This window comes from Solidesulfovibrio carbinolicus, assembly GCF_004135975.1.
Lineage (GTDB): Bacteria > Desulfobacterota > Desulfovibrionia > Desulfovibrionales > Desulfovibrionaceae > Solidesulfovibrio > Solidesulfovibrio carbinolicus.
The window spans coordinates 673579-698724 of record NZ_CP026538.1; the positions used below are offsets into that span (position 1 = coordinate 673579).

Genomic DNA, 25146 nt, shown 5'->3' on the forward strand with positions numbered 1-25146 from the left:
CCTTCCGGCGGCACGTCGGCAGTGCAATCGGGAGCCCCCTTCGGGGACGGCCGCGTCGCGGCCGTCCCCGTCACCTTGCCGCCTGCCCGCCGCCGGGCAGACATTTTTTGGAGCAGCCCCATGCAGCCCAGCGACCGGGTCCGGGAAGAAGTGCGCGGTTTCACGCCCTACGCCCCCGGCCTTTCCATGGAAGAGATCAAGGAAAAATACGGCCTGTCCCGGGTCATCAAGCTGGCCAGCAACGAAAACCCGCTGGGCGCTTCGCCCCTGGTCAAGCGGGTGCTGGCCCGCAAGGCCGACACCGTCTTTCGCTACCCCCGGGCCGGCAATCCGGCCTTGACCGCCGCCCTGGCCGCCCGCCACGGCGTGCCGCGCCAGTGCGTCGTGGCCGGCAACGGGTCGGATGAGATCATCGACCTGCTCGTGCGCGTCACCTGCCGCCCGGGCCGGGACAACGTGGTGGCGTTTGATCCGTGCTTTTCCATCTACGTCCAGCAGACGCGGCTTTGCGGCGTGACCCTGCGCCAGGCTAGGCTCGGCGACGATTTCGCCTTTGACCTGGACGCCCTGGCCGCAGCCTGCGACGACGACACCGCCCTGGTGTTTTTGACCAACCCCGACAACCCCTCGGGCTACGCCGTGCCGGCCGACGACGTCCTGGCCCTATCCCGGGCCATCCCCAAACGGGCGCTTCTCGTGGTGGACGAGGCCTACGCCGAATTCGCCGAGCCCGAGGCCGTCTATTCCACCATGGCCCGGTTTAACGAGACCGACAACGTGGTGGTGCTGCGCACCTTTTCCAAGCTCTACGGCCTGGCCGGCCTGCGCCTGGGCTTTGGCGTGCTGCCGCCGGACATCGCCAACTATCTGCTGCGGGTGCGTCTGCCCTTTAGCGTCAACCTCCTGGCCGAGGCCGCCGGCCTGGCCGCCCTGGAAGACGTGGATTTCGTGGCCGCGAGCCTGGAGGCCGTGGGCCGGGGCCGGGCGCTTTTGGCCGAAAAGCTGGCCGCCCTGGGCTGCAAGGTGTTCCCATCCCAGGCCAATTTCCTCATGTTCACGCCGCCGCTGCCGGCCGCCGACGTCTTCGAGGGGCTGCTCAAACGCGGCATCATCGCCCGGGCGCTGAGAAGCTACGGCCTGCCCCACATGCTGCGCGTCAGCATCGGCAACGACGAGGAAAACGAGGCCTTCCTGGCGGCCATGAAAGACATTGTCGGCAGCGGCTTCTAGAAGGCGTTGCATCCCCAGACCTGATTTGCCAAGCAACCGATGGCGACATCGGTTCTCCACGGACCTCCATGAACACAGCCGACCACGCCGCCGCGCGGCGCATCATCACCATCGACGGCCCGGCCGGGGCCGGCAAGACCAGCGTGTCGCGCCGGGCGGCCGGAGCCCTGGGCCTGCCCTATCTCGACACCGGGGCCATGTTCCGGGCCCTGGCCCTGCGCCTGGGGCCGGGCGGCCACGAACTGCCGGAGCGCGCCATCGAAGGGGCCCTTGGGGCCATGGCCTTTGACCTGGCCGGCTGCGGAGCCGACACGCAACTGCTTATCGATGGCGCGCCCCTGCCCGAGGCCGCCCGCACCGAGACCGTGGGGGCCATGGCCTCCAAGCTGGCCGCCCTGCCCGTGGTGCGCGCCGGCCTGCGGGCCGTGCAACAGTCCCTGGGCCGCCGCGCCGACCTTTTGGCCGAAGGCCGGGACATGGGCACGGCCGTGTTTCCCCAGGCGGCCTGCAAGATTTTCCTGGACGCCGCCGCCGAGGTCCGGGCCGCCCGCCGGGTGCGCCAGCTCGAAGCCCTGGGCGCTCCGGCCGACTATGGGGAAATCCTGGCCGCCATCGAAGCCCGCGACCATCAGGACCGCACCCGGGCCGAGTCGCCCCTGGCCGCCGCCGCCGACGCCGTGGTCATCGACACCTCCGGCCTGACGGAAGACGAGGTTCTGGCCGCCGTGACCGCCGCCGCCCGGGCCGTCGCGCCGTAACCCGCCGTCCCCCAAGGAGAAGCCATGCTCGACCGGTTCAAGAAACGCCTGCGCCAGGGCAAGGGGTTCGCGCCCGAGGCCAAATCCCCGTTTCCGGAACAGCCGGCCTTTACGCCCTACGTCATGGTCTACGCCCTGGGCGGCGACGGGGTGACCATCCGCCGCTACGACGGCCTGGACGAGGGCGAAGGCGAACCGGTCCTGCCCGAGGGCTGCGTCTCCTGGGTGCGGGTCGTCGGCGTCCACGACCCCGACCTGGTGCGGGCCGTGGCCCGGCGCTTTTGCCTCCACGCCCTGCTGGTCGAGGACATCCTGGACACCGGACGCCGGCCGGTCATCGAGGACTATGACGAGCACATCTTCATCCTGCTGCGCCTTTTGGCCTACGACAAGGCCGAGCATCGGGTCCTGGCCGAGCAGGTGAGTCTGGCCGCCGGCGAGGGCTTTGTCCTCACCTTTCAGGAACGCGAGACCAATCTTTGGGACGACGTGGCCTTGCGCCTGGAAAAAGGCGGCGGCAAACTGGCCAAACGGGGCCAGCCCCATCTGACCCATGCCCTGGTTTCGGCCATCCTCGACGAATACATCCTGACGCTTGGGCAGCTGGCCGAAGAGATCGAGGGGTTCGAGCAGGAACTGTTGTCCGGCTCGGGCGACAACGTCCTGGCCCGCATCTATCACCAGAAGCGCGAGGTGCTGTTCCTGCACCGGTCCTTGTGGCCCTTGCGTGAAGTCCTTGGCCGCTTCGTCAAGGACGAGGCCATCGCTTCCGATCCGGCTTCGGCGGTCCTGTGGAACGACATCCAGCAGGACGTCTACCAGGTCCTCGACGCCGTGGAGACCTTGCGCGAGATGCTCTCGGAGATGGTGGGGCTGTCCATGACCAAGGCCGAGCTGCGCATGAACGCCGTGGGCCAGTATCTGACCCTGGTGGCCACGATCTTTTTGCCGCTTAACTTCCTGGTCGGCTTTTACGGCATGAACTTCGACAACCTGCCGTTTAAGGCCGAGGAATGGGGCGTTTACGCCCTGATGGGGCTGATGGGCCTGACCGTGCTCGGCATGACGGCCTATTTCTACCGCAAGCACTGGCTGGCCGGGGCCTCGTCGGGGGAGGGCCGTTAGGGCCGTCCCCTTATTCGGCCGGCGGCAGCTTCGGCGAGGGCGGAAACTCCGTGAAGTAGCGCTCCACGAATTCGTCGATGACGAGGTCGGGCTTTTCGGCCTCAACCACGGCCTTGTCAAAGACCCGCATCTCGCGCGGCGTGGAAGGGTAGGGCCAGACGTAGACCGCCTGGCGGAAGTGCTCGGACAGAAAAGGCATGAGCTCGTGGGCGAACGAGTCGCGAAAGACCACGGCCGAAGGCAGCGAGGGGTCGCCGGTGCTCATGGTCACCGTGGGCTGGAAAAGCGCCTTGGGAACCTGGGGATTGGGCACTTCCACGGCTTTGCGCGGGGTTTTGGATACAAAGGTCACCCGCTCCTCTGGGAAACGGTCGCTTAAGGCCAGCATGCTGGCCAGACCGCCGGTCAGGCCCGGGGTGATGTTGATCTCGTAATCGCCCCGGATGGTGGGCGCGAATTCCGGCCGCCACCGGGCCAGACGCAGCATGATCTCGATATAGCCGGCGAACGCGCCGTAGGTCGTCCAGTGGGTGTCGGTGCGGTAGTAGGCCAGGGCCTTTTCCTTGACCGTGCGCATGGCCGGTCGCAGATCCAGGATATTGACGCCGGCCGACGCCAGGGCGTCCACGAGCTGGTCGGTGCGATCCCGGGGGCTTGTCTTATTAAACTGGGCCGGCAGATGCTCGGGATAGACCGTGTGCTTGTTGGGCGCCACCACCAGCAGATAGTGGATGCCCCGGGCGGCCAGCCAGTCCTGGCGCCCGCGGTAGACGTCCACCCAGCGGGCCAGGTCGCCCGGGCTGTACAGCCGGCTGGCCCGGTAGTCTTCCACCACGTTGAGTTCGGGATTCTCCTGGGCCAGGAAAAGCCAGTTGTCCTTGCCCCGGATCACGGTGTGGTAATGGGAACTCGCTTGCAGGATGTCCAGATCGAGGAGATTTTGCAGGCGCACGAGGTTCTTGCGAAACCCGTAGGTCTTGTCCAGAAATCCCCGCTGCAGCACGTTGAAGGCCTTAAAGAGCTCGGAGAAGGAAATTTCCGGCAGCGGGGTCGGGTCGTTTTCCATGAGATCCACCGGCGGGGCGATATGAAAAACGCCGTCCAGGGCCGGCAGGGTAATGAACACAAGAAAAATGAGCGCCGTCGCCGTGGCCGTGGCCTTGCGCCAGCGGCTTGAAATCTGGGCCGTTGTCATGCCGTTGTTGCATCCTCTGGTCCAGGCATGGCCAAAAACTCCCGGCGTACGCCCAGTAGGCCGCGGTTCCTCAATGAAAGCTGTAAGTTCACGTTGTCCCGATCTCGTGCGGCATTGGCCAGGGACCATCTTGTCTCTTGCGGACAAAGATGGTCCCAGGGGGTTGTTGCGCGCAAAAACATCATGGCTTTCGGAAGGCGCTGTTAGAACTGGAAGTAGATGAACGGGTTGTGGGTGCCGCTGGCCAGGGACATGGCGCACAGCACAAACACCGCCGGCAACACGATCAGGCTGGCCAGGGCCTCCAGGCCCAGGTTGACCGCCGCTCCGGCCGGCCGCGCCGCCAGGCGCTCCTCCCGCCACCGCAACACCCAGGGCACGATGGGCGTGACGCCGATCACGGCCAGACACAACACGATGACCACCTTGGGGTTGAGGAACAGCCCCAGGTGCCACACGACGCCCGATCCTTGGGCAAAACCAGCCATGGCCTGGATGAAAGACAGGGCCTGAGGCAGGGTTTCGGCCCGGAAGAACACCCAGGCCACCATGACCACAACCATGGTGTAGGCATGGGCGATGACCGCGTTGCCCTGGGTCAGGCGCTTGCCCAGGGGGAAGCGCTCCAGCACCGAGAAAAAGCCGTGAAAAAGGCCCCAGATGACGAAATTCCAGCTGGCCCCGTGCCACAGGCCGCACAGAAAGAAGATGGCCACCAGATTGCGGTACATCTTGGCCTGGCCGTCCCGGTTGCCGCCCAGCGGAATGTACAGGTAGTCGCGAAACCAGGTGGACAGCGAGATATGCCAGCGACGCCAGAATTCCTGGATCGACTTGGAGATGTAGGGGTAGTTGAAGTTCTCCATGAATTTGAAGCCGAACATGTGGCCAAGGCCGATGGCCATGTCCGAATATCCCGAAAAGTCGAAATAGATCTGCAAGGTGTAGCACACGATGCCAAGCCAGGCCACGGGTGTGGTCAGATGCTCGGCCGGGATGGCGAAAATCTTGTCCGCCGGCAGGGCCACCACATTGGCGATGAGCACTTTCTTGCCAAGGCCGATAATGAAGCGGTTGATGCCCTTGGAGAAGCGTTCGATGCCCACGGTGCGGTGCAGCAGCTGGGCCGCGATGTCCTTGTAGCGGATGATGGGGCCGGCCACGAGCTGCGGGAAAAGCGAGATGTACAGGGCCGTGCACGGCAGCGACATCTGGGGCGGCGTCTGCCGGCGGTAGATGTCCATGAGGTAGGAAATGCAGTGGAAGGTGAAAAAGGAGATGCCGATGGGCAGATGCACCTGCCCCACCGTCATGGTCGGCAGCCCGATGCCGCCAAGCACCAGATTCATGTTGGCGACGAGGAAATTCGTATATTTGAAAATGATGAGCAACAGCAGATTGAACGCGATGGCCACGCCCATCTCCACCTTGGCGTTGCTGCGCTCGTGGGCCTTGTAGATCCAGATGCCAAACAGGTAGTTGGCCACGATGGACAGCAGCATGACGACGACGTATTCGCCCTCGCCCCAGGTGTAGAAAAACAGGCTGGCTGCCAAAAGCACCCAGTTGCGCAGATGCGGCCACCGTACGCTGGCAAAATACAGGGCCAAGACGATGGGCAGGAAATAGAACAAAAAGGATGCGGAGCTAAATACCATACGTTTGGGTGGGGGGGTAGGGGTTGCCCGACGCCGCGCCTGGGCGCGCGCCGACCTGGAGGCCTTTTGTCGGGAGGCCTTGCCCGGCGTCTCTCGCGGGTGATCGGTCTTACTCAAGGACTTGCGCTTTGACAACTCCCGGCCTTGGCAGACCGGCATTTTCCAGCTACCAAGCGCCATGTCCTCCCAAAATCGCCAGCCGACCATCGACGACATCCGCCGCCTGCTTGCCGAACTCGAGCCCGCCAGCATCTGGCGGCCCGTGCTGGGACCCGATGGAACACGCATCGCCGCCGCCGGCGACGGCCGCGAAATTCCCGAACTCGACGCCTACATCGGCAACCTCGACCTGAACGGCAAAACCGTGGCCGACCTCGGCTGCAATCTCGGCTACTTCGCCTTCCTGGCCAAACGCCGGGGCGCACGCAAAACCTTGGGCCTGGACATCGACCCCGACGTCATCCGGGTGGCCAGCGCCATCGCCAGGCTCCACGACGCCCCGGACGTCGCGTTTACGGCCTGCGATTTCCTGCGCGTCGTCCCCGAGACCCCCTGCGATCTGGCCATGCTCATCGACTTCATCGGCCGCCAGATCATCGCCAAAGGCCGGGTCAAGGCCGTGGTCGCCGCCGCCAGGAACTGGGCCAGCCGCGAGATCTTTTTCACCCTGCGCCCGGTCTACGCCCTGGACGATCTCCCCGTTTCCCGGGAAACCCTCGAAAGCCTCTACCCCGGCTTCGTCCATGACGACGCCTTCTATCTGGCCGAATTCGTGGCCCACGAACTCGGGCCCCGGTGGTCCCTCGCCTGCCTGCCAAACGGCTCCTTCGCCGTCTCGCCCACCCAGCGCCGCTTCAAGGCCGCTTTGCTGTTCACCAAAATTCCCGACTGATCCCCGGCAGGGCGCTGCCCTGCACCCGCGCGGGCGCTGCCCGCGACCCGGCAGGACGCTGCCCTGCACCCGCCGGGGGGATAATCCCCCCGGACCCCCTGGCCGTCTGTGGCGGGCGGTGGGGCGACAAGCGGGTGAGGCAGGCGCGGCGGGCGTGGCTGGAGGGGGAGGCGCTTGCGGGTATTCTTTAGCGTGCCACGACGCGGTCGCGGCCGCTTTGTTTGGCGTCGTACAGGGCCGTGTCGGCCCGGGCGACGAGGCTGTCGGGCGTGTCGTCCGGGCCGGCGACGGCGACGCCGAAGCTGCAGGTCAGGCTCCCCACGGCCGGAAAGCCATGGCGGGCCACGTCGCCGCGTAGGCGCTCGGCCAGCTTGGCCGCTTCGGCGACGTCGGTTCCTGGGGCGATGATGAGGAATTCCTCGCCGCCGTAGCGGCCGAAGGTGTCGTGGTCGCGCACGTGGGTCGCCACAAGCCGGGTCAGCTCGGCCAGCACGGCGTCGCCGGCCGGGTGGCCGTAGACGTCGTTGACGTTTTTAAAGTGGTCGATGTCGAAGATGATGATGCTTAAGGACACGCCGTGGCGCTGGCTGCGGTGGAATTCCCGCTCCAGGGCCTCGGCCAGGCCGGCCCGGTTGGCGATGCCGGTCAGCGCGTCGGTGGCCGCCCGGATGCGCAGGATGCGCCGTTCCTCGGCCAGGGGCGTGATGTCGGTGAAGGTGATGATGGTGCGGTCGAGTTCGGGGAAGCCCACGGCCGAGACCAGAAACGTGCGTTCGCGCTCTCCGCTGGCCGGGGGCGGGGCGAAGACGGCCTGGTGGGTGCGGCCTTCGCGCTGGTCCAGGAGCTTGGTCCAGGCCAGATCGGCCGGATCAAAGGCCCGGCCGTCGAGTTCCAGCACGCGCCCGGCGTGGCGGCCGCCGCGCAGGGCGGCCAGGTCGGTCGCGCCCAGGAAATCGAGGAAGGTGCGGTTGACGTAGTCCAGGCTTTCGCCGCCAAGGGTCAGGATGAAGTTGGGGTTGATGTCCAGGATGAAGCGGAACATGCCGGCCCGGGCCTCGGCGGCCCGGGCTTCGAGCAGGACGGCGGCCTGTTTGGCGAGCAGGGTGAGCAGACTGTCGGCGTCCAGGGGTTTGATCACGTAGCCGTCGATGCCGATATCGATGGAGCGCAGGAAGAATTGGGCGTCGCTGTGGGCCGTGACCAGGATGACGGGCACGGACGGGTCCATGGCCTTGATGGCCTGGGCCATGTCCAGGCCGGAAAGCCGGGGCATGTTGATGTCGGTGATGACGATGTCGGGGCGGTCGTATTTGAAGGCGTCAAGGCCCTCCATGCCGTCGGCGGCGGTGGTGACGCGGCCGGCGAAGCGCGACAGCAAAAGGCTCAGCTGCTCCCGGGCGAACCGGTCGTCCTCCGCCACGAGGATGTGCAGGGAACGCAGGCCGCGAAGGCCCTGAGGCAAAATCTTGCGTTGGGTCATGGGGCGTCTCCGAAACGGGGGCTGGTGGGAGAGAGCGGCAGGGCGGCCACGAACCGGGCGCCTTCGGTCCGGTTGTCCACGGTCAACACGCCGCCCAGGTGGTCGGCGACGATGATGCGCGACATGTACAGGCCAAGGCCGGTGCCGTCCTGGCTGTCCTTGGTGGTGTAATAAGGGTCGAAGATCCGGTCGAGAATGTCCGAGGCAATGCCGCCGCCGTTGTCGGCCACGGCCACCACGGCCCGGCCCAGGCGCTGCATGACCCGGATGTCGATGCGTCCCCGGACGGGCTTTCGGGCCAGGATGGCGTCCTTGGCGTTGCCCAGGAGATTGAGGATGACCTGGGCGAACTCGCCGCGCGGGCCGTGGACCACCGGGTCGTGTCGGGCGGTGAAACGGACCTGGATGCCGTGCTGGGCGAGGCTTGCGTCGATAAGGAGCAAGGCGTCGCTGATGGCCGCGACCACCCGGAATGGTTCGGGATCCCGGGCGGGTTTGAAGAAGTTGCGGAAGTCGTCGATGGTGGCCGACATGCGGCGCAGGATGTCGTAGGCTTGGCGATGGGCGGCGTCCAGGGCGGCGGTGTCCTGGCACACGGATTCGTATTCGAAGCGCAGGTTGGCCAAAAGGATGCTCAGGGCGTTTAAGGGTTGCCGCCACTGGTGGGCGATGTTGCCGATCATTTCGCCCATGGCGGCCAGGCGGGTGCGGTTTAAGAGCAGGATGTCCTTTTGCCGGTTTTTCTCGGTTTCCTCGCGCACGCGCCGGGCCAGGTCGCGGTTGAGCGCCGAGATCTCCTCCTGGCGGGCGGCCAGGGCGGCGGTGACGCGCTTTCTCTCGGTGACGTCGCGGATATTGGCCAGGATCTGGTGGCCGGACCCGACCAGGATGCGGCGCAGGTAGATCTCGACGTCGATGAGGCTGTCGTCGTGGGGACGCCTGGCCTTCCATTCGAAAAAGCGTTCCGCCCCGGCCAGGGCCTCGCGCCAGGCGGCGGTCAGCCAGGGTTGGGGCATTTCCGGCGCGGACAGGTCGCGATCGATGCGAAGGGCCGGCAGTTCGTCGCGGCGCAGGTCGAAAAGCTCCAGGGCCTTGTCGTTGACGTCGATGACGGCCCCGTCCTGATCGTGGAGGAAGATGGCGTCGTAGGTGCTGTTGAAGACTTTGCGAAAACGGTCTTCGGACAGGCGCAGGCGTTCCTCGCCGGCCCGGCGCTCGGAGATGTCGCGGAAAAAGGCCAGGATGGCCGAGCGCCCGCCGTAGGTGACGGGCTGGGCCGAGATGTCGGCGTGGAAGACCTCGCCGCTGCGTCGCAGGCAGGGGACGTTTTCCTGAAGCTGGCGGCTGCCGGCGGCGATGGCGGCAAAGCGCCGCCGGGCCGCCTCGCGCTCTTCTGGCGGATGCAGCGCGCAGGGTTCCAGGCCGGCCATTTCCGGGGCGGTGTAGCCGAACATGCGGCAGGCGGCGGCATTGACCCGCACCATGGTCCGGGCGGCGGCGTCGGCGATGATCAGGCCATCGGAGGTTTCGTTGTAGATGGCTTCCAGTTCGGCGTTGGTCTCGCGCAGCCGGGCCAGGGCGTCGCGGTAGGCGGTGATGTCCCGGGACAGGGCGACCAGTCCCCGGGGCGTGCCGTCAACGTGAAAAAGCGGGGCCTTGGTCACGTCGAAATGGCGCATGTTGCCGGCCGCGGCGGCCATGGAAAAGCCGTAGACCGTCACCGAACGGCTGGCCCAGGCCCGGGCGTCGGTTTCTGCCCCGGTGGCAAAAACGTCGGGGTCAAGGCCCGGAATCGCGGCCAATTCCTGGTCTGTGCGCCCCTGCCACTCCAGCCCGGCCAGGCTGTAGGCCTCGATCTGGGCCTGGTTGGCCACGATCCAGCGGCCGGCGGCGTCCTTGAAGCAGACCGGATCGGGCATGGCGTCGAGCAGCGTTCGCAGGCGCTGTTCGCTTTCGGCCAGTTCCCGGGCGGCCCGGCGGCGTTCGGCGCTTTCCAGGGCCAGGCTCAGCATGTCGGAGAGCGAGCCGGCAAAGGCAATTTCGTCGTCGGACCAGCGGCGGGGCTGGTTCAGATGTTCCAGGCACAACACCCCGGTGGTGCGGCCGGCGAACCGAAACGGCGCGTCCAGCAGCGCGCCGATGTCGCGGCTTTTGAGATACCCCTGGTGAAAGGCCCGGGTCAGCGGGGCCACGGCGGCATTGTCGGCCACGATGACCCGCTCGTGGAGCACGGCCGCGAAATAGTCCGGGTAGGCGGCGCACACCAGTTCCAGCCCTTCGTCGGCCCGGGCCGTGCCCTGGCCGATCTGGCAGACGAGACGGTCGTGGGCCGGGGTGAAACGCCAGATGCCGGCCCGGGAGATGCCCAGGACGGCCATGGCCCGGCGGAGCAGGGCGGCGGCAAAGGGCTCGAATTGGCCGCTTTCCAGGGAAGGCGCGCCGCTGAGATCGAAAATCGCCCGGGCCTGGGCTCCAAGGCGCACCATGCGGCCGGTGAGTTCCTGCTCGCGGCGGTTGATCTCCTGGAAAAGGAGCTGGGAAGGCCGGTTGATGCCGACCACCACGATGGCCTGGCAACCCAGGCCGTAGCCCAGCACCTGAAGCAGCCGGGCGGCCATGAGGTCGCACCCGCCCAGCGCCTCGGCCGCGCCGGCGGCGGCCAGGGCGGTCATGGCCGCCGCCAACAGCCAGGCCAGCGTCGATGGCATGGCCTGGCGGTCGCGCCAGATGCCCGCGCCGGCCGTCAGAAAAAACGCTGCCGCCACCCCATGGGCGAAGGCGGCCAGGACTTCGCGCCCGCCGGCTTCGGCGGCGTTGGACAGGCCCCAGGCGTCGAGGTAGCCCAAGGCCAAAAGCGCCAGGGTCAGGCTGGCCGTGAGCCCGGCCAGACAGGCTCCGGCCGCCGCTACGGACAACGTCCGCTTCCGGGGGAGCCAGGCGCCGCCGGCCAGGCCGGCGGCCAGGGTGAGCTGGCTTACGGCGTGCAAACCGGCGCTGAAATCGCCCAGGTACAGTTCCGGCATGGCGGCCAGGGCCAGGCGAGCGCCGTCCAGGGCGGCCGCCGCCAGGAAGGCCATGCCGAGAACCAGGAAAAATCCCTGCTCCACCTGCCGCCGGGCGTTCCAGATGACCAGAAACGTGGCCATGCCGGCCACGGCGCAGCAAAGGTCGGCCAGCACCGTCAGCAGTTGGCGGTTTGCCCAGCCCAGGCCGGCCAGCACGGTCAGCACGGCGGCCAGGAGCAGCAGATCGGCGCGCAGGGGAAAAGCCGGCTCGGGGGGCAAGGCGGTCGGTGGCGACGTCATGGTCATGAAAGCCGTCTCGCCTGGGCAACGGGTTGGCGAAGGCTGTACAGGGGACCTGGAGCGCATCCGCGCGAGTCCTTTTGCGACGACCTGGACATGCTGGCTGGCTCCGTAGACTGAACTTCCCGAGATTGATGCGATCTTTTATGGTTTACGTTGGTAGGAAATAGGCGTCAAGGCGGCCTTTTCAGTCAATCCACGAAAAGTTGACAGGTTTAACGGCCGGTGCATATCATCAGAGGATTGGCCTGATGCACAAGGAAATGGGCGGACGCCAGGGGGCGGGCCGCCGCAGGGGAGTTTAGCCATGTCGCGCCACGTCCGCCGTCTGACCGTCGCCTGCCTGGCCCTGTGCCTGGGGCTTGCGACGGCCTGTCAGAAACAGCCAAGCCCGCCGCCGCTCGCGCCCGCGCCCACAGCCGGCCAACGCCTGGACGCGGCCCGCCAGACCGTGCTGGCCGGGGATTGCGCCCGGGCCTTGCCGGAGCTGGAAGCCCTGACCCGGGAGCTGCCCCAGTCCGGGGAGACGTTTTTGCTGCTCGGGCTTTGTCGGGCCAAACAGGGCGAGCCCGAGCGGGCCGAAGCGGCCCTGGCCAAGGCGTCGTCCCTGGAGCCGGGCAATCCGCGTCCCCTGGAGGCGCTGGGCATCCTGCGCTACGGCCAGGGACGCCGGCCCGAGGCCAGGGAAGCCCTGGGCAGGGCGGCCGACCTCAAGTCGGCCAATCCCCAGACCTACTATTATCTGGGCAACATCGCCATGCAGGCCGGGCAGTGCGCCCAGGCCCTGGATTATTACCGCTTGTCCATGGTCAAGGACCCGGCTTTCGGCGACGCTTTCAAGGAATACCGGGCGGCGGCGGCGGCCTGCGCCAAGTCGGCGCGCCCGGCCGTGCCGCCGCCTGGGACCGCGCCGAAGAAGCCGGCGGTCCCGGCGGCGGCGGCGAAAAAACCGGACGCCAACGCGCCGGCCGCTACCGGGCCGCAGCCAGCCCCAACCGTTCCCGTGGCCCCGACCGGGCCGAAGAAGGCAACAAGCTCGCCGGTCCCGGCCGCCTCGCCCGCTCCGGCCGCGCCGGCCAGTCCGCAATAACGAATCCCCGGTCGGAACCTCCGGCCGGGGATTTTTCTCTTCGGGATTTGGGGGCTGCGGTCTCCAGACGGCGGCCCTGACCAAGCCCGCCAACAGCAAGCCCCGACCCACGACCGCCCCTCGCCGCCCCAGCCCATCCCCCTTTAACCTTAGTCTTTATGTGGGGGGTCCGGGGGCCTCAGGCCTCCGGCCGCCGGAGGCCTCTTCCTCTTTTTTCTCACCCTTGGCCGCAGTCCGACGGGTCGCCGCGCAGTTTATCCAGGCCGTGGGGGATGGCGGCCATGACGGCGGCCAGGGTTTCGCGCACGGCCTTGGGCGAGCCCGGCACGTTTATCACGATGGCCCGGCCCACGGTTCCGGCCGTGGCCCGGGAGAGCATGGCGTGGGGCGTCTTGGCCAGGGAAGCCAGGAGCATGGCCGTCTCGAAGCCGGGCAGGCGTTTTTCAATGACGCCCAGGGTGGCTTCGGGGGTGGTGTCCCGGGGCGAAAGCCCGGTGCCGCCGGTGGTGACGATCAGGTCAAAGCCCTGGGTGACGGCCAGGTCGAGGAGCAGGGCGCGCAGCTCGGCCGGTTCGTCGGGGATGAGATGCCCCTGGGCCAGGGCGAGGGGCAGGGAGGCGGCGCAGGTTTCGGCGATGGCCGGGCCGGCGGCGTCGGCCCGCAGCCCCTGGCTGCCCTTGTCGCTGAGCGTCACCCAGGCCAGGGCCAGCCCCTTTTTCGTGACGGCAAAGGGGGTTTGGCCGGCCGGGAGGACGCCGGCTTCCAGGGCTTTGGCGGTGTAGAGCCGGCCGGCCGGGATTTCGTCCTGCCCCGGGACCGAGGCGACGCCGACGATCATGAGGGCCGGTCCGGCCGGCGGGGTCAGGGTCATGCCCACGGCCAGGCGCGGCAGACGGCCGGCGGCGACCAGGCGCGGGGTGAACAGCGCATTGTCGGCGGTAAGGACGGCGACGCGCTGGCCGGCGGCGAGGGGCAGGGGAGCGGCAACGAGGAGGGAGGCTTCCATGGCGGCATCCTTTACGGGCCTTGCGGTTTTTGGGTGGTTGGGTCAAAAGCGTGGCAACGATACGTCCGGCATGGACGGCTTATCAAGCGAGGAAACCGGATGAAAGGCATCATCTTGGCCGGCGGGTCCGGCACGCGGCTCTACCCCATCACCCGGGTGGTGAGCAAACAGCTTTTGCCCATCTATGACAAGCCCATGATCTACTACCCGTTGTCGGTGCTGATGCTGGCCGGCATCCGGGAAGTGCTCATCATCTCGACGCCGACGGATTTGCCGCGTTTCAAGGAGATGCTTGGCGACGGCCAGAGCCTTGGCATGTCGTTTTCCTACAAGGTGCAGCCCAAGCCCGAAGGGCTGGCCCAGGCTTTTTTGCTTGGCAAGGAATTCATCGGCTCCGACTCGGTCTGTTTGGTCCTTGGCGACAACATCTTCTACGGCCAGGGCCTGGCCACGGTGCTGCAGCGCTGCGCCAAACTCACCGAGGGCGGCGTGGTTTTCGGCTACAAGGTGCGCGACCCCAAGCGCTACGGCGTGGTGGAATTCAGCGCCGACAAGCAGGTGATCAGCATCGAGGAAAAGCCCGAGGAGCCCAAGTCGAAGTACGCCGTGACCGGGTTGTATTTCTACGACAACGACGTGGTTTCGGTGGCCGAGGGCCTGACGCCTTCGGCGCGGGGCGAGTTGGAGATCACCGATCTCAACAACGTCTATCTGAAACGGGGCAAGCTCAAGGTGGAATTTTTGGGGCGCGGCTACGCCTGGCTCGACACCGGCACCCACGAGTCGCTGCTGCACGCCTCAAGCTTTGTCCAGGCCATCCAGGAACGCCAGGGGGTGCTGGTGGCCTGTCTGGAAGAGATCGCCTACCGCATGGGCTACATCGACGCCGCCCAGGTGGAACGGCTGGCCAAGGACATGCTCAAAAACGACTACGGCCAGTATTTGATGGACATGATCCACGAAGCCTAGTGTAGCGTCCCTTAAGAAATGCGAGAGTAATTTTTAGAAACTATCATGGTTTAGCTACGTTGCCTACGAAATGCCTTATGCGCTTTTCGTGGACGCGACACTAGCGCCGCATCCCGTGCGCCCAGGCTTTGGCCGGCGCGACAGCGAGCAACGAGGACGCCATGCACTACGACATCGTGTTTCATCTCGATAAGGGTCAGGACGAGCTGAACATTGCGCTGAGCAACATCGCCAATTACCTCAAGGCCTTGGCTGATGAACAGTTCACCGCCGTGCTGCTGGTCAACGGTCCGGCCATCACGCTCATGGTCAAGGACGCCGACAACTGCGCCAAACTGACGGCGCTTTGCGAACAAGGGTTGGATGTGCGGGTGTGCAACAACGCCCTGACCCATTTCGGCATCGCCCCGGCCGAGCTGTGCCCCTGCTGCCGCATCGTGCCGGCCGGCGTGGTGGAGCTGGTCGATCTGCAGCGCCAGGGATTTGCCTACGTCAAGCCTTAGAAGGCCCTTCGACATGCACGCCACTCCCGCTCAGATGCTCCAAAAGCACAAGCTCTTCAGCAAACTCAGCGGTCAGGTCGTGTGGAATCTGGCCGAGGAAGCCGGGGCCGGCGAGGGCCAACTCGACGCCTTCATGGATTTTTTCGAGGCCCAAAAGGCCCGGGCCGTCGCGTTGCTGGAAGCCCTGGCCCGGGACCCGGACGGCTGGCTCATCCTGGAACTGGACGATCCGGCGACCGCCTGTCCGGCTTGCGCCCGGCTGGCCGGTCTGGCCGTCCCGGCGAACCATCCCGAGCTGCTCGACTACCTGCCGCCCTTTGGCCTGGGCTGCCGCCTGACCGGCCGCCCGGGCATCCCGGATCGGCAGCAAGCCGCCGCCGACCTGCCGCCGCCGCCGGTCCACAAGCTGTGCTGCGACGCCCGTCCCCTGACCCGCCTGCTGGCCGAGCTGCCGGACGCCGCCGATGCGCCCTGACAGTTCCCTTTGCCGCTGGTCAGTCCCCGCCAGGGGCAGCGACAGTGTTTTCCGCTTCCCTGCCAATAACGCCCCCGCCGCCCCCCTTAACCCTTTCTCCCGTCGAGGGGTCCGGGGGGATCATCCCCCCGGTGGGTCCAGGGCAAAGCCCTGGCCGCCGGCATTCCCTCTTTTCCTCCCCCTCCACGTCTACAAACGGCAACGGCCGCCGGCCGTCCGCGACACAGGCGGACAGCCGACGGCCGTCGTTCGGGCAAAGCCCTTGGGGCCGGCGTCCCTGGCAGGACGCCGGCACGAGCCTAAGGCCCGATGTAGATGGGCGGCAGGTTGAGCTGGATGCCCGGGGCCGGCGGCGGCACGGGGCGGCAGGCCCCGCCGCGCCAGTAGGTGCCCGGCGGGCAGGCCGGCACGTACGGGTACGGATAGGGGTAGGGGTAGTAGCCCGGCGGCGGCGGGGGCGGCACGGCCACGGGGTAGGGCATGCAGCCCCGGGGGCCGTCCCAGAAGTAGCCCGGCGGACAGGGCGGGCGGGCCTCGGCCTCGCTCGCCGCGACCACGGCCGCGGCCATGAAGCCGGCCAGCAGGCACAGACAGAGCAGTTTTCGCATAACCATCTCCTGGCTTGGGGCAGGCCGCAAGACGCGGCCAAGCCTCCGAATCTGGCTTGTGGCACACTCCAGAGGCCTTGGCAAGATGGGCGATTTACGGGCTTATGGAGCCGGCCGGCCGCCCAGGCTGATTTGATTGAGGGCCGCGCCAAGGCGTTCCATGGCCGCCTCGTAGGCCGCCCGGCCGCCGGCTTCGCCGCCGAGATAGGCGGCCAGGGACGCGGCCGCTTCCCGGAAGGTTTCGTAGTAGCCGATGAGCAGCGTCAGGTCGCGCCGTTCCTCGGGGGCCAGCCGTCCCATGAGCCGGTCCTTGAACACGGCCAGGGTCACGTCGATGTAGCGGGTCATGTCGGCCAGGGCACGCCCGGCCTGTTCCCGATCAATGAGCCGCTTTTCCGCCCGCTCGGCCAGCCCGGCCAGGGCCTCGCGGCCAAGCCACAGCCCCTGGCCGGCCAACATGCCGATGGTTTGCAGCATGACCTCGCGGCCCGGGTCCTGGGCCGGAGCCGATGGCTGGGCGGCCGCTCCCGCCCCGGACGCGGCCGGTCGCGGCCCGGGGGCCGGCCCAACCGACATGCGGGAAGCGGCCAGGGCCGGCGACGCCCCGGCCAGGCTTGCCGCCAGACACAGACCCCAGGCCAGCCGCCGGCCGATCCCCCAAGCGCGTATTTGCATCTGCCCAACATGGCCCAAGGCCGCCCGGGGCGCAACCCCTTGCCGCGCCCCGCCCCCATGCCTATCTCCGGGCTATTGCAAGGAGAAAACCCATGCGCATCGACCGCGACTGCAACGCCGACCTGCTCTTTGAACTGTGCTACGAAGCCGCCGGCCGTCGCCACACGGTCCGACAGTTCGGGCGCAAAGCCAACTTCTGGCGCGACATCTTCCCGGCCGACCTCGGCCAGCGCCTCCTGGGGCTGACAACCGGCCAGTCCGTCGAAGTCAGCCTCGTCCCCGGACGCGACCTGCCCGCCCGCGACCCGGCCAAGCTGCTGACCCTGGAGCGCCGCCGCTTCGCCCCGCGTCCGGTGGACGGCCGCCGCCTGCCCCCGGTCCCGGGCCGGTTTTATCCCCAGGGCGTGCTCGAAGGGCTGGCCGGGGTCTACCCCTCCACCCGCACCCCGTTTCGCCTGCTCGCCGACGACGGGGCGTCCCTGGTCTGCGACTGCAACCACCCCCTGGCCGGCATCGAGGCGCAGCTAACGGCCACGGTCCTGGACGTGCGCGAAAAGCTCTGCGAAACCGGCGGCTCGCTGCATGTCTGGCTGGAAGAACTCCTCGACGGCCCGGGCATCGAAATGGGCCTCACCGGACAGGCCGTGCGGTTTGTCGCCGAGCCCGGCGATCTGTCGCGGCCCGACGAAGGGGCGGACACGGCCTTTTACGCCGCCCCGCGCCTGGTTCCCCATATCGACGCCAAGGCCCGGGAACGCCTGGCCGCCCTCTACGCCACGCGCCTTTCGCCCGGCGCCGCGGTCCTGGACCTCATGGCCTCCCATCTCTCCCATCTGCCGCCGGAGTTTCCCCTGGGGCCGGTCACCGGTCTTGGGCTCAACGCCGGGGAACTCGCCGCCAACCCGGCCCTGGCCGAACGGGTCGTGGCCGACCTCAACGCCGACCCGACCCTGCCGTTTCCCGACGCCGCCTTCACGGCCGTCATCTGCGCCATGTCCGTGGAATATCTCGCCGCCCCGGCCGCCGTATTGGCCGAGACGGCCCGGGTGCTGGCCCCGGGGGGCGTGCTCGCCATCAGCTTCTCCAACCGCTGGTTCCCCCAAAAGGCCGTGCGGCTGTGGAGCGAACTCCACGAATTCGAGCGCCTGGGCTTCGTGGCCGGGCTGCTCGAAGCCACGCCGGGCTTCGGCGAGATCGAAACCCTGGCCGAACGCGGCTGGCCCCGCCCGGCCGACGCCCGGGACCGGTTCTGGCCGCTGCACCAGCAAAGCGACCCGCTCTACGCCGTCACGGCCCGGCGCGTCGCGCCTTAGAGGCGTGCGCGGGAAGGGACATGCCTCCGGCCGCTGGAGGCCTCTTCCTCCCCGTCAAACCCCGTACCAAAGCTCCCCGCTACGACACCGGCACCGTCAAAATCGTCAACGACACCGCCGGCAGGGCCACGGTCACTTCGTTGCCGGCCACGGGCGCGGCGTTGCGCCAGACCAGGCGCGGCGCTTTGTCGTCCGGCCCTGCGCCGCTCCACACGGCGTGGGCGGCGGCCTTGCCGGGCTTGGCTCCGGCGACGCGCACGGCGACGGTTCGGGCCGTGTCTTTATTGATAAGAAAGACGGAGAGGGTCTTGCGTTTGTCGTCGCGGGTGGCAAAGGCCCGAACGCCCGGGGCGTCGGTTGCGGCCACGACGCGGGTTCCCAGACGCTCGGCCAGGAGCTTGAGGGCCGTGCCGGTGGGCAGGGGGTTGTTGCGGCTGTCCAGGGCGTCCCAGAGTTCGGGGGCTTGATTGTTGTTCAGCCAGCGGGTGGCCCATATCTGGGCGGTGACGACCCGGGGGTCGCTGAGGGCCTGGGCCAGCATGTCGGTGAGCACCAGGGCGTGGCCGAGGGTATTTTCATGCTTCCAGCCGAGGTTTTGCGGGTGGCCGGACCAGTCGGCGGAGTTGATTTCGGTGAGCAGGTAGCGCAGCCGGTTGGCCAGTCCGGGCGGCCCCCAGGCCCGGGCGGCCTTGTCGATTTCCCCCACTCCCAGCATGGGCGCGGCCTGGGTGCGGTAGGGATCGTAGCCGCCCCATTCGTAGCAGGGGTATTCGTGAACCGAGACGAAGTCGATATTCTGGCCGGCCTGAGCAAAAACGGCCTGCCACCAGACGGTGGGGTCGCCCATCATGTTGTCCAGGCTGCCGACGTCGTTTGCCCCCACCGGACCGTTGGCCCCGATGAGAATGGAGGGATCGACGCCCTTCATGGCGGCGGCGAACAGGTTGAGGTTCCGGGCGTAGTCCTTGGCCCGCGAACCGCCGTCATAGACGTAGAAATAGGACTCATTGCCGATTTCGAAATATTTGACGCCGTAGCCGCGCTCGATGTTGGCGTAACGCACCAGCGACACGGCGTTTTGCAGCAGCGTGGCCATGTCCGGGGCCACGGAGCCGGGCGCGGGGGGCTTGTACATGGCGTCGTGGGGGATGACCACCACGGGTTCGGCTCCGGTCTGGCGGCAAAGGGCCATGAAGGCGTCGAAATCCAGCGGCGTGGTGGTAAAGCGATGCTCGGCCAGGTTGTAGACGCGGCGGTCGCTGGCCGGCCATTCGTCGGGCCCCAGGCGGGCCAGGGTCGGGTGGGGTTTGCGGTAGGGCGGCGCGGCCCAAAGGGTGACGTCGGACTTGGCTCCGCCGGGGTAGCGCAGGGAGCCCACGCCGAGATCGGCCAGGGCCTTGGCCAAGGGCCGCGCGCCCTGGGGGCGGTTGGCGTCGTGGTCGATGAAATAGTCGAGATTGATGCCCAGCAGGCGGCGGTCGGTTGTGCGCAGGGTCTGGTCGGCGGCCACGGTGACGGTCTCGGCCGGAGCCGGCAGGTCGGCGGCCGGCGTCGGAACCGGGGCGAAAAGGAGCAGGGTCAGGAGCGCAAAGGCGGCAAGGGAAGGCGGGAAACAGGACATAGGGACGGGCAACCTCCGGGGGGCGACGCCGGGGTAGCCCGCAACGCGGCCCGAGGCAAGAGGCTTGGCGCGACATTTTTGTGACGCTCCAAGCCATGTAACCAAAAGCCTTCGCCAACGACGCCTAGCGGTGTAACCGAAGACGGCCGGCGGCGACTGCACGGAAGCCGGACCCGGGAAACAGCGCCGCCAGCCCTTGCAAGGCCAGCGGCATGATAGTATTGCAGGCCTCGCGGCGTACCGGCCTGTCCCGGCCGCAGCCGCATCCCCGGACAACATGGTCCCAAGCGGACCTGGAGGAAACCTTATGACGCTTTTTCGTCGCCTTGTCCTGCTGGTCGCGGCCTTGACGTGCCTGTCGGCGACTGCCCTGGCCGCTGAGGTCAAGACCTTTGCCGTGGCTCCGTTTACGGTGCACGGCCCCGAGAAGTACCAGTATCTGAGCCAGGGCGTGCAGAGCATGCTCGAATCCCGGATGAACTGGCCGGGCCATCTGGCCCCCATGGACAAGGCCAAGGCCGGCGCCAAGCTGGCCAAGGCTCCGGCCTCGGAGGCCGAGGCGAAAAAGACCGCCGCCGAACTCGGCGTGGACTTTCTGGCTTACGGCTCGGTGACCATCTCCGGCGAACAGGCCAGCGTGGACATCATGGTGGTGGGGCGCGACGGCAAGAAATGGCCCAAGTCCCTGTCCGCCAAGATCGCCGACCTGATCCCGGCCATGGAGCGCACGGCCCAAGCGCTCAACAACGAGATTTTCCAGCGCCCGTCCCAGGCCGCCTCCGGCTCCCAGGGCGGCGCGCCAGGCAGCCAGCTCAACTCGGACTTCGTGGTCAACCAGACCGGGGCCGACGGCCAGAAGGCCTATCTCAACCCGAGCTTCCGCTACGCCGGCCCCACCGAAACCGCCGGCGTGTGGCGCAGCCAGTCCATGCCGCTGGTCTCGCGCGGCATCGCCATCGCCGACTTCAACGGCGACGGGCAGCAGGAAGTGGCCATCCTGGCCCAGAATTCCGTGGAGGTCTTCAACTACAAAGACCGCCAGCTCATGCCCATCGCCAAGTACGCGACCTCGCCGAACCTCAATCTGCTCAACGTCAGCGCCATGGACATCAATGGCGACGGCAAGGCCGAGATCATCGTCTCCACCAGCTACTTCAAGGAACCGCGCTCGTTTATCCTGTCCTTGGAAGGCAACAAGCTGACGGAACTCTACAAAGACATCAAACTCTACCTCAACGTGGCCGCCGTGGCCCCGGACTTCAACCGCCAGCTCGTGGGCTCCAAGGGCGAAACCAAGGAACTGTTCGTTCCCGGCGTGCATAACGTCATCTTCGCCGGCGGCCAGCCCCAGCTGTCCACCCGCCTGCCCCTGCCCACCAAGGCCAACCCCTTCAACTTCGCCTATCTGCCGGAAAAAAGCGGCTACAAGGTCCTCATCAACGACGACCAGGACCGCATCGTGGTCTACACGGCCAAGGGCGAACGCATCGCCGCCACCGAGGAGCAGTACTGCGGCTCGGCCATCGGGCTGGAATACGACCCGCTCATGGCGCCCATGGAAAAGCCCAAGACCGACCACCTCTGGACCTACTACTACATCCCGCTGCCCATGATCGTGGCCAACCTCGACAAGGACGACCGCTACGAAGTGCTGGTCAGCAAGAACATCTCCCTGGCCGCCCAGTTCTTCGAGACCTTCCGCACCTTCTCCCAGGGCGAAATCCACGCCCTGTACTGGGACGGCGTGGGCATGAACCTGCTGTGGAAGACCCGCCGCATCAAGGGCACGGTCACGGGCTACGCCCTGGCCGACATCGACAACGACGGCCAGAAGGAAATGGTGGTGTGCCTCAACACCTGGCCGGGCGCGGCCGGCGTCTACGCCCGTCGCACCATCGTGCTGGCCTACAAGCTCGACGCCTCGGGCATGAGCCAGCCGGGTGAGTTCGGCATCGACAAGGAAGCCGGCGAATAGCCCTATCCACTTGACGTCACGACGGGGGAACCGCATTGTGCGGCGGTTCCCCCGTTTTTTTTCGTCCACCCCTGGTTTTCGAGGTTGCCTTGCTCGCCTTGTATCTGGCCCAGATCGTCAATTCGGGACTGGCCCTGGGGGCCGTCTACGGCGTCATGGCCCTGGGCTTTTCGCTGATCTTTTCGGCCAGCCGGCTGATCAACTTCGCCCAGGGAGAGCTTTTGCTCCTGGGCGGATTGACCATCATGAGCCTGGCCGGCGTCATGCAGCTGCCTCCGGCCGCCGCCCTCCTGGCCGCCGCCGTGGCCGGCTTTCTCCTGGGACGCACGCTTTTCTCCACCACCCTGGGGCTGACCCTGGGGGCCACGCCCCTGCGCCAACTCATGCTCACCGTGGCGGCAAGCCTCGTCTTCCAGGGCGTGGCCATCCTGTGCTGGGGCAAAAATCCCCTCATGCCGCCGCGCCTGCTGCCTCTGCCCGACCTGCGGCTGGGCCTGTTTTTTCTCGGCCGCGACACTGTCACCGCCCTGACCCTGGCCGTGGCCGCCGTGATCGTGCTGGGGCTGTTTCTGGGCCGCACGCGCCTGGGCCGGGCGCTTCGGGCCACTTCCCAAAGCGCCGTGGCCGCCAGGCTCCAAGGCGTGGACACGGTCTTTTGCCATGCCCTGTCCTTTGCCCTGGCCGGAGCGTTGGCCTCCCTGGCCGCCCTGGCCGTGGGGCCCCAGACCGGGCTGCGCTACGACATGGGCCTGGGGCTTGGCCTCAAGGGCTTCGCCGCGGCCACCATCGGCGGCTACACCTCCCTGGGCCGGGTGTTTGCCGGCGGCATTGCCCTGGGGTTGGCCGAGGCGGCCATGGTGCTGACCGTCTCGGGCGAATTCAAGGAAACCGCCATTTACGTGCTTATCACCATCCTCCTCGTGGCCGCGCCGCGAGAACACGACGAACGCCCCTGACGCCATGACCGTGCCCAGAAATCTCTCCCTTGGCCTGTTTTTCGCCGCCCTGGCCGTGGTCGGCCTGGTCACGCCCGGGTTCCAGCTCCTGGCCGTCAACCAGCACCTGTTTTTGGCGGTCAACGTCCTGGCGCTCAATTTCTGCCTGGGTCTTGGCGGCCAGATCTCCCTGGCCCAGGCCGCCTTCGCCGGCCTGGGGGCGTTCGGCTCGGTGCTGCTCCACGACCGCTTCCCCGAGGCGACCCTGGTTATCGTCCCGGCCGTGGTGCTGGGCACGGGCCTTTTGGCCGCCATGTTAAGCCGCCCCATGGAACGCCTGGGCGAAGGCTTCCTGGCCATGGCCACCTTGTGCGTGTCCCTGGTTTTCACCAACCTCGTGCTGACCCTGGAAAGCGTTACCGGCGGTTCGGCCGGCCACATGGCCAACGCCCGTCTGACCCTGCCGCTTTTGGGCGCTCTTTCCGGCGACCAGGCCACGTTTTTTTGCTTCGCCGGCCTGCTGGCCCTGGGTTCCTACGTCTTCCTGACCCTGCGCGACAGCCGGCTCGGCCGGGCCCTGGCCGCCTGCCGGGGCGATGCCCAGGCGGCGTCAAGCCTGGGCGTGGACCGCTCGGCCGTGCGCTCCCTGTCATTCGGCCTGGGGGGAGGGCTGTCGGCCGCCGCCGGGGTGATCCACGGCCACTACACCGGCTTTATCAGCCCCGAGCAGTACCATCTGGAACTCTCGCTCAAGGCCTTGCTGTTTCTCGTCATCGGCGGCCCGGGCAATCTCCTGCGGCCCATCCTGGCCGCCCTGGTCCTGGAGACAGCCATGAGCTGGCTGTCGGTCCTGGGCGACGCCCGCACCCTGGTCAACGGGCTGCTTTTGGGCGCGGCGCTGCTCGCCGGCTACTGGCGCGCCTCGCGCTAAGTTTTTTCGCCCCCCCCCACAGGGCCGCCGGCCCAGACCTTGCCGAAAAATCATTTACAACAGCCCCCGATGCGGTAAAAATTCCCTGCCGCTCTCGACCAGACCAGACCGCACCGGAGGCTTCCCCATGGCCAAATTTCTCCTGCTCGTCGCTGCCCTGCTCCTTTGCCCGGCGGCCGTCCACGCCGCCGCGCCCGCCGGCGAACCCATCGTTGTCGGCGGACTTTTCGCCCAATCCGGGCCGGCCGCCGTGGTCGGCACCCCGAGCAAGCTCGTGGCCGAAATGACCGTCAAACAGATCAACGACATGGGCGGCATCCTCGGCCGGCCCGTGAAGCTCGTCGCCTACGACACCGAATCCTCCCCGGACGTGGCCCTGCGCCAGGCCCGCCAACTCGTCGAGGGCGACAAGGTGCTGGCCATCATCGGCCCCACCTCCACGGGCGAAGGCTTGGCCGTCAAAAAGTACACCGAGGAAAAGCACGTCCCGGTCATCATGACCGTGGGCGGCGACGCCGTGGTGGCCGGCGGCAAGTTCGGCCCCTACGACTGGACCTTCAAGGCTCCCCAGCGCACGGCCACGGCCGTGGCCAAAATTTATGACTACCTCAAGGGCAAGAACATCTCGAAAATCGCGGTGTTAAGCTCCAAGGACGCCTTCGGCCAGGACGGCCTGACGGAACTCAAGGACAACGCCGCCAAATACGGCATCGAGATCATCGCCGAGGAAACCTTCGATCCCAAGGGCACGGATTTCTCGGCCCAGGCCTTCAAGCTGCAAGCCGCCAAGCCGCAAGCCGCCGTGGTCTGGACCATCGGACCGGCGGGGTCGATTGCCGCCAAGAACTTCGCCGCCCTGCCTGGCGAACGGCCGCTTCTGGTGCAGTGCCACGGCCAGCCCGGCCCCACCTACCTGGAACTGGCCGGCGAGGCCGCCGGCGGCACGGTCATGCCCGGCACCAAGCTCATGGCCCCGGAATCCCTGCCCGACGAAGACCCGCAGAAAATCGTCATCGAGGCCTTCATCAAGGCCTACAAGGATAACGGCATCCAGGAGAAGTTCCCGCTCAACACCCACTCGGGCTACGCCTACGACGCCCTGACCCTGCTGCGGGCCGGCCTGGAAAAGGCCGGCAAGGCCGAGCCCGAGGCGCTGCGGGCGGCCCTGGAAAAGCTTGAGCGCGTGGTCGGCGTCTCCGGCGTCTACACCATGTCCTCCCAGGACCATAACGGCCTGGGGCCGGACTCCATGGTCATGCTCATCGTGGACAGCAACCGCTACAAGCTTGCGCCTTAGGGATAAGAGCAGAAGACGAAGAGTGAAGATGCGAGAGGAACCCCTTTTTGAAAAAAGGGGTTCCTCTCGCGCTCTCCTCCCTAAAAACTTTCCAAGGGGGAGATG

The 25146-nt window shown here is 67.2% G+C and carries 21 protein-coding genes; 13 read left to right on the forward strand and 8 right to left on the reverse strand.

Annotated elements, in window-relative coordinates; genetic code table 11:
* Nucleotides 1–120 precede the first annotated feature (120 nt).
* The 3 genes from hisC (at nucleotide 121) to corA (ending at nucleotide 3113) form a co-directional block, all read left to right on the forward strand.
* Nucleotides 121–1230: a histidinol-phosphate transaminase gene (hisC, locus tag C3Y92_RS03055; protein ID WP_129349380.1), complete on the forward strand. Its 1110-nt coding sequence runs from the start codon at nucleotides 121–123 to the stop codon at nucleotides 1228–1230.
* Between the two features lie 68 nt (nucleotides 1231–1298).
* Nucleotides 1299–1988, forward strand: coding sequence for a (d)CMP kinase (cmk, locus tag C3Y92_RS03060; RefSeq protein WP_129349382.1), 690 nt, complete (start codon nucleotides 1299–1301; stop codon nucleotides 1986–1988).
* A gap of 24 nt (nucleotides 1989–2012) precedes the next feature.
* Entirely contained in the window at nucleotides 2013–3113 is a 1101-nt protein-coding gene (gene corA, locus C3Y92_RS03065) for a magnesium/cobalt transporter CorA (RefSeq protein WP_129349384.1), read from the forward strand.
* A 10-nt stretch (nucleotides 3114–3123) separates the two neighbouring features.
* On the opposite strand, the gene C3Y92_RS03070 is transcribed toward corA, so the two are convergent.
* Complete coding sequence (locus C3Y92_RS03070; RefSeq protein WP_129349386.1) at nucleotides 3124–4308, reverse strand: alginate O-acetyltransferase AlgX-related protein; 1185 nt, start codon at nucleotides 4306–4308, stop codon at nucleotides 3124–3126.
* 203 nt (nucleotides 4309–4511) lie between these two features.
* Complete coding sequence (locus tag C3Y92_RS03075) at nucleotides 4512–5942, reverse strand: MBOAT family O-acyltransferase (protein ID WP_235669590.1); 1431 nt, start codon at nucleotides 5940–5942, stop codon at nucleotides 4512–4514.
* 202 nt (nucleotides 5943–6144) lie between these two features.
* On the opposite strand from C3Y92_RS03075, the gene C3Y92_RS03080 reads away from it, so the two are divergent.
* A complete protein-coding gene (locus C3Y92_RS03080) occupies nucleotides 6145–6858 on the forward strand; it encodes a methyltransferase domain-containing protein (protein WP_129349390.1) in 714 nt (237 codons plus the stop codon).
* Between the two features lie 187 nt (nucleotides 6859–7045).
* Here C3Y92_RS03080 and C3Y92_RS03085 read toward each other — a convergent pair whose 3' ends face one another.
* Complete coding sequence (locus C3Y92_RS03085; RefSeq protein WP_129349392.1) at nucleotides 7046–8338, reverse strand: diguanylate cyclase; 1293 nt, start codon at nucleotides 8336–8338, stop codon at nucleotides 7046–7048.
* Nucleotides 8335–11649: a PAS domain S-box protein gene (locus tag C3Y92_RS03090; protein ID WP_235669591.1), complete on the reverse strand. Its 3315-nt coding sequence runs from the start codon at nucleotides 11647–11649 to the stop codon at nucleotides 8335–8337. Before C3Y92_RS03090 ends, C3Y92_RS03085 begins: the two co-directional genes overlap by 4 nt.
* A gap of 301 nt (nucleotides 11650–11950) precedes the next feature.
* On the opposite strand from C3Y92_RS03090, the gene C3Y92_RS03095 reads away from it, so the two are divergent.
* Entirely contained in the window at nucleotides 11951–12733 is a 783-nt protein-coding gene (locus C3Y92_RS03095) for a tetratricopeptide repeat protein (RefSeq protein WP_129349396.1), read from the forward strand.
* 217 nt (nucleotides 12734–12950) lie between these two features.
* Here the strand turns inward: C3Y92_RS03095 and C3Y92_RS03100 are convergent, their stop codons facing one another.
* Entirely contained in the window at nucleotides 12951–13739 is a 789-nt protein-coding gene (locus C3Y92_RS03100; protein ID WP_129349398.1) for a MogA/MoaB family molybdenum cofactor biosynthesis protein, read from the reverse strand.
* A gap of 99 nt (nucleotides 13740–13838) precedes the next feature.
* Here C3Y92_RS03100 and rfbA point away from each other — a divergent pair, with 99 nt between their 5' ends.
* The 3 genes from rfbA (at nucleotide 13839) to C3Y92_RS03115 (ending at nucleotide 15686) form a co-directional block, all read left to right on the forward strand.
* The gene (gene rfbA / locus C3Y92_RS03105; RefSeq protein ID WP_129349400.1) at nucleotides 13839–14708 is read left to right on the forward strand and encodes a glucose-1-phosphate thymidylyltransferase RfbA; all 870 of its coding nucleotides are present in this window, start codon (nucleotides 13839–13841) and stop codon (nucleotides 14706–14708) included.
* A gap of 161 nt (nucleotides 14709–14869) precedes the next feature.
* Nucleotides 14870–15211, forward strand: coding sequence for a DsrE family protein (locus tag C3Y92_RS03110; RefSeq protein WP_129349402.1), 342 nt, complete (start codon nucleotides 14870–14872; stop codon nucleotides 15209–15211).
* 13 nt (nucleotides 15212–15224) lie between these two features.
* Entirely contained in the window at nucleotides 15225–15686 is a 462-nt protein-coding gene (locus C3Y92_RS03115; protein ID WP_129349404.1) for a hypothetical protein, read from the forward strand.
* 299 nt (nucleotides 15687–15985) lie between these two features.
* Here C3Y92_RS03115 and C3Y92_RS03120 read toward each other — a convergent pair whose 3' ends face one another.
* Nucleotides 15986–16294, reverse strand: a complete 309-nt coding sequence (locus C3Y92_RS03120) for a hypothetical protein (RefSeq protein ID WP_006919412.1) — start codon at nucleotides 16292–16294, stop codon at nucleotides 15986–15988.
* Nucleotides 16295–16396: 102 nt separating this feature from the next.
* Nucleotides 16397–16969: a hypothetical protein gene (locus C3Y92_RS03125; protein WP_129349406.1), complete on the reverse strand. Its 573-nt coding sequence runs from the start codon at nucleotides 16967–16969 to the stop codon at nucleotides 16397–16399.
* Between the two features lie 92 nt (nucleotides 16970–17061).
* Between C3Y92_RS03125 and C3Y92_RS03130 the strand changes: the two genes are divergently transcribed.
* Entirely contained in the window at nucleotides 17062–18282 is a 1221-nt protein-coding gene (locus C3Y92_RS03130) for a methyltransferase domain-containing protein (RefSeq protein WP_129349408.1), read from the forward strand.
* A 79-nt stretch (nucleotides 18283–18361) separates the two neighbouring features.
* On the opposite strand, the gene C3Y92_RS03135 is transcribed toward C3Y92_RS03130, so the two are convergent.
* The gene (locus C3Y92_RS03135; protein WP_235669592.1) at nucleotides 18362–19903 is read right to left on the reverse strand and encodes an alpha-L-arabinofuranosidase; all 1542 of its coding nucleotides are present in this window, start codon (nucleotides 19901–19903) and stop codon (nucleotides 18362–18364) included.
* A gap of 307 nt (nucleotides 19904–20210) precedes the next feature.
* Between C3Y92_RS03135 and C3Y92_RS03140 the strand changes: the two genes are divergently transcribed.
* The 4 genes from C3Y92_RS03140 (at nucleotide 20211) to C3Y92_RS03155 (ending at nucleotide 25041) form a co-directional block, all read left to right on the forward strand.
* Entirely contained in the window at nucleotides 20211–21878 is a 1668-nt protein-coding gene (locus C3Y92_RS03140) for an FG-GAP repeat domain-containing protein (protein WP_129349412.1), read from the forward strand.
* 89 nt (nucleotides 21879–21967) lie between these two features.
* Nucleotides 21968–22834 (forward strand): branched-chain amino acid ABC transporter permease, encoded by an 867-nt coding sequence (locus C3Y92_RS03145; RefSeq protein ID WP_129349414.1) that lies wholly within the window; start codon nucleotides 21968–21970, stop codon nucleotides 22832–22834.
* A 4-nt stretch (nucleotides 22835–22838) separates the two neighbouring features.
* Nucleotides 22839–23744, forward strand: a complete 906-nt coding sequence (locus C3Y92_RS03150; protein ID WP_129349416.1) for a branched-chain amino acid ABC transporter permease — start codon at nucleotides 22839–22841, stop codon at nucleotides 23742–23744.
* Nucleotides 23745–23871: 127 nt separating this feature from the next.
* Complete coding sequence (locus C3Y92_RS03155; protein WP_129349418.1) at nucleotides 23872–25041, forward strand: ABC transporter substrate-binding protein; 1170 nt, start codon at nucleotides 23872–23874, stop codon at nucleotides 25039–25041.
* Nucleotides 25042–25146: the final 105 nt, after the last annotated feature.

Coding starts and splice junctions, on each gene's coding strand:
- C3Y92_RS03100 (WP_129349398.1), bottom strand. CDS start 13,739: ATGGAAGCCTCCCTCCTCGTTGCCGCTCCCCTGCCCCTCGCCGCCGGC.
- C3Y92_RS03130 (WP_129349408.1), top strand. CDS start 17,062: ATGCGCATCGACCGCGACTGCAACGCCGACCTGCTCTTTGAACTGTGC.
- C3Y92_RS03155 (WP_129349418.1), top strand. CDS start 23,872: ATGGCCAAATTTCTCCTGCTCGTCGCTGCCCTGCTCCTTTGCCCGGCG.
- C3Y92_RS03070 (WP_129349386.1), bottom strand. CDS start 4,308: ATGACAACGGCCCAGATTTCAAGCCGCTGGCGCAAGGCCACGGCCACG.
- rfbA (WP_129349400.1), top strand. CDS start 13,839: ATGAAAGGCATCATCTTGGCCGGCGGGTCCGGCACGCGGCTCTACCCC.
- C3Y92_RS03140 (WP_129349412.1), top strand. CDS start 20,211: ATGACGCTTTTTCGTCGCCTTGTCCTGCTGGTCGCGGCCTTGACGTGC.
- C3Y92_RS03085 (WP_129349392.1), bottom strand. CDS start 8,338: ATGACCCAACGCAAGATTTTGCCTCAGGGCCTTCGCGGCCTGCGTTCC.
- C3Y92_RS03115 (WP_129349404.1), top strand. CDS start 15,225: ATGCACGCCACTCCCGCTCAGATGCTCCAAAAGCACAAGCTCTTCAGC.
- C3Y92_RS03095 (WP_129349396.1), top strand. CDS start 11,951: ATGTCGCGCCACGTCCGCCGTCTGACCGTCGCCTGCCTGGCCCTGTGC.
- C3Y92_RS03120 (WP_006919412.1), bottom strand. CDS start 16,294: ATGCGAAAACTGCTCTGTCTGTGCCTGCTGGCCGGCTTCATGGCCGCG.
- C3Y92_RS03125 (WP_129349406.1), bottom strand. CDS start 16,969: ATGCAAATACGCGCTTGGGGGATCGGCCGGCGGCTGGCCTGGGGTCTG.
- C3Y92_RS03080 (WP_129349390.1), top strand. CDS start 6,145: ATGTCCTCCCAAAATCGCCAGCCGACCATCGACGACATCCGCCGCCTG.
- C3Y92_RS03110 (WP_129349402.1), top strand. CDS start 14,870: ATGCACTACGACATCGTGTTTCATCTCGATAAGGGTCAGGACGAGCTG.
- C3Y92_RS03090 (WP_235669591.1), bottom strand. CDS start 11,649: ATGACCATGACGTCGCCACCGACCGCCTTGCCCCCCGAGCCGGCTTTT.
- corA (WP_129349384.1), top strand. CDS start 2,013: ATGCTCGACCGGTTCAAGAAACGCCTGCGCCAGGGCAAGGGGTTCGCG.
- C3Y92_RS03135 (WP_235669592.1), bottom strand. CDS start 19,903: ATGTCCTGTTTCCCGCCTTCCCTTGCCGCCTTTGCGCTCCTGACCCTG.
- C3Y92_RS03150 (WP_129349416.1), top strand. CDS start 22,839: ATGACCGTGCCCAGAAATCTCTCCCTTGGCCTGTTTTTCGCCGCCCTG.
- hisC (WP_129349380.1), top strand. CDS start 121: ATGCAGCCCAGCGACCGGGTCCGGGAAGAAGTGCGCGGTTTCACGCCC.
- cmk (WP_129349382.1), top strand. CDS start 1,299: ATGAACACAGCCGACCACGCCGCCGCGCGGCGCATCATCACCATCGAC.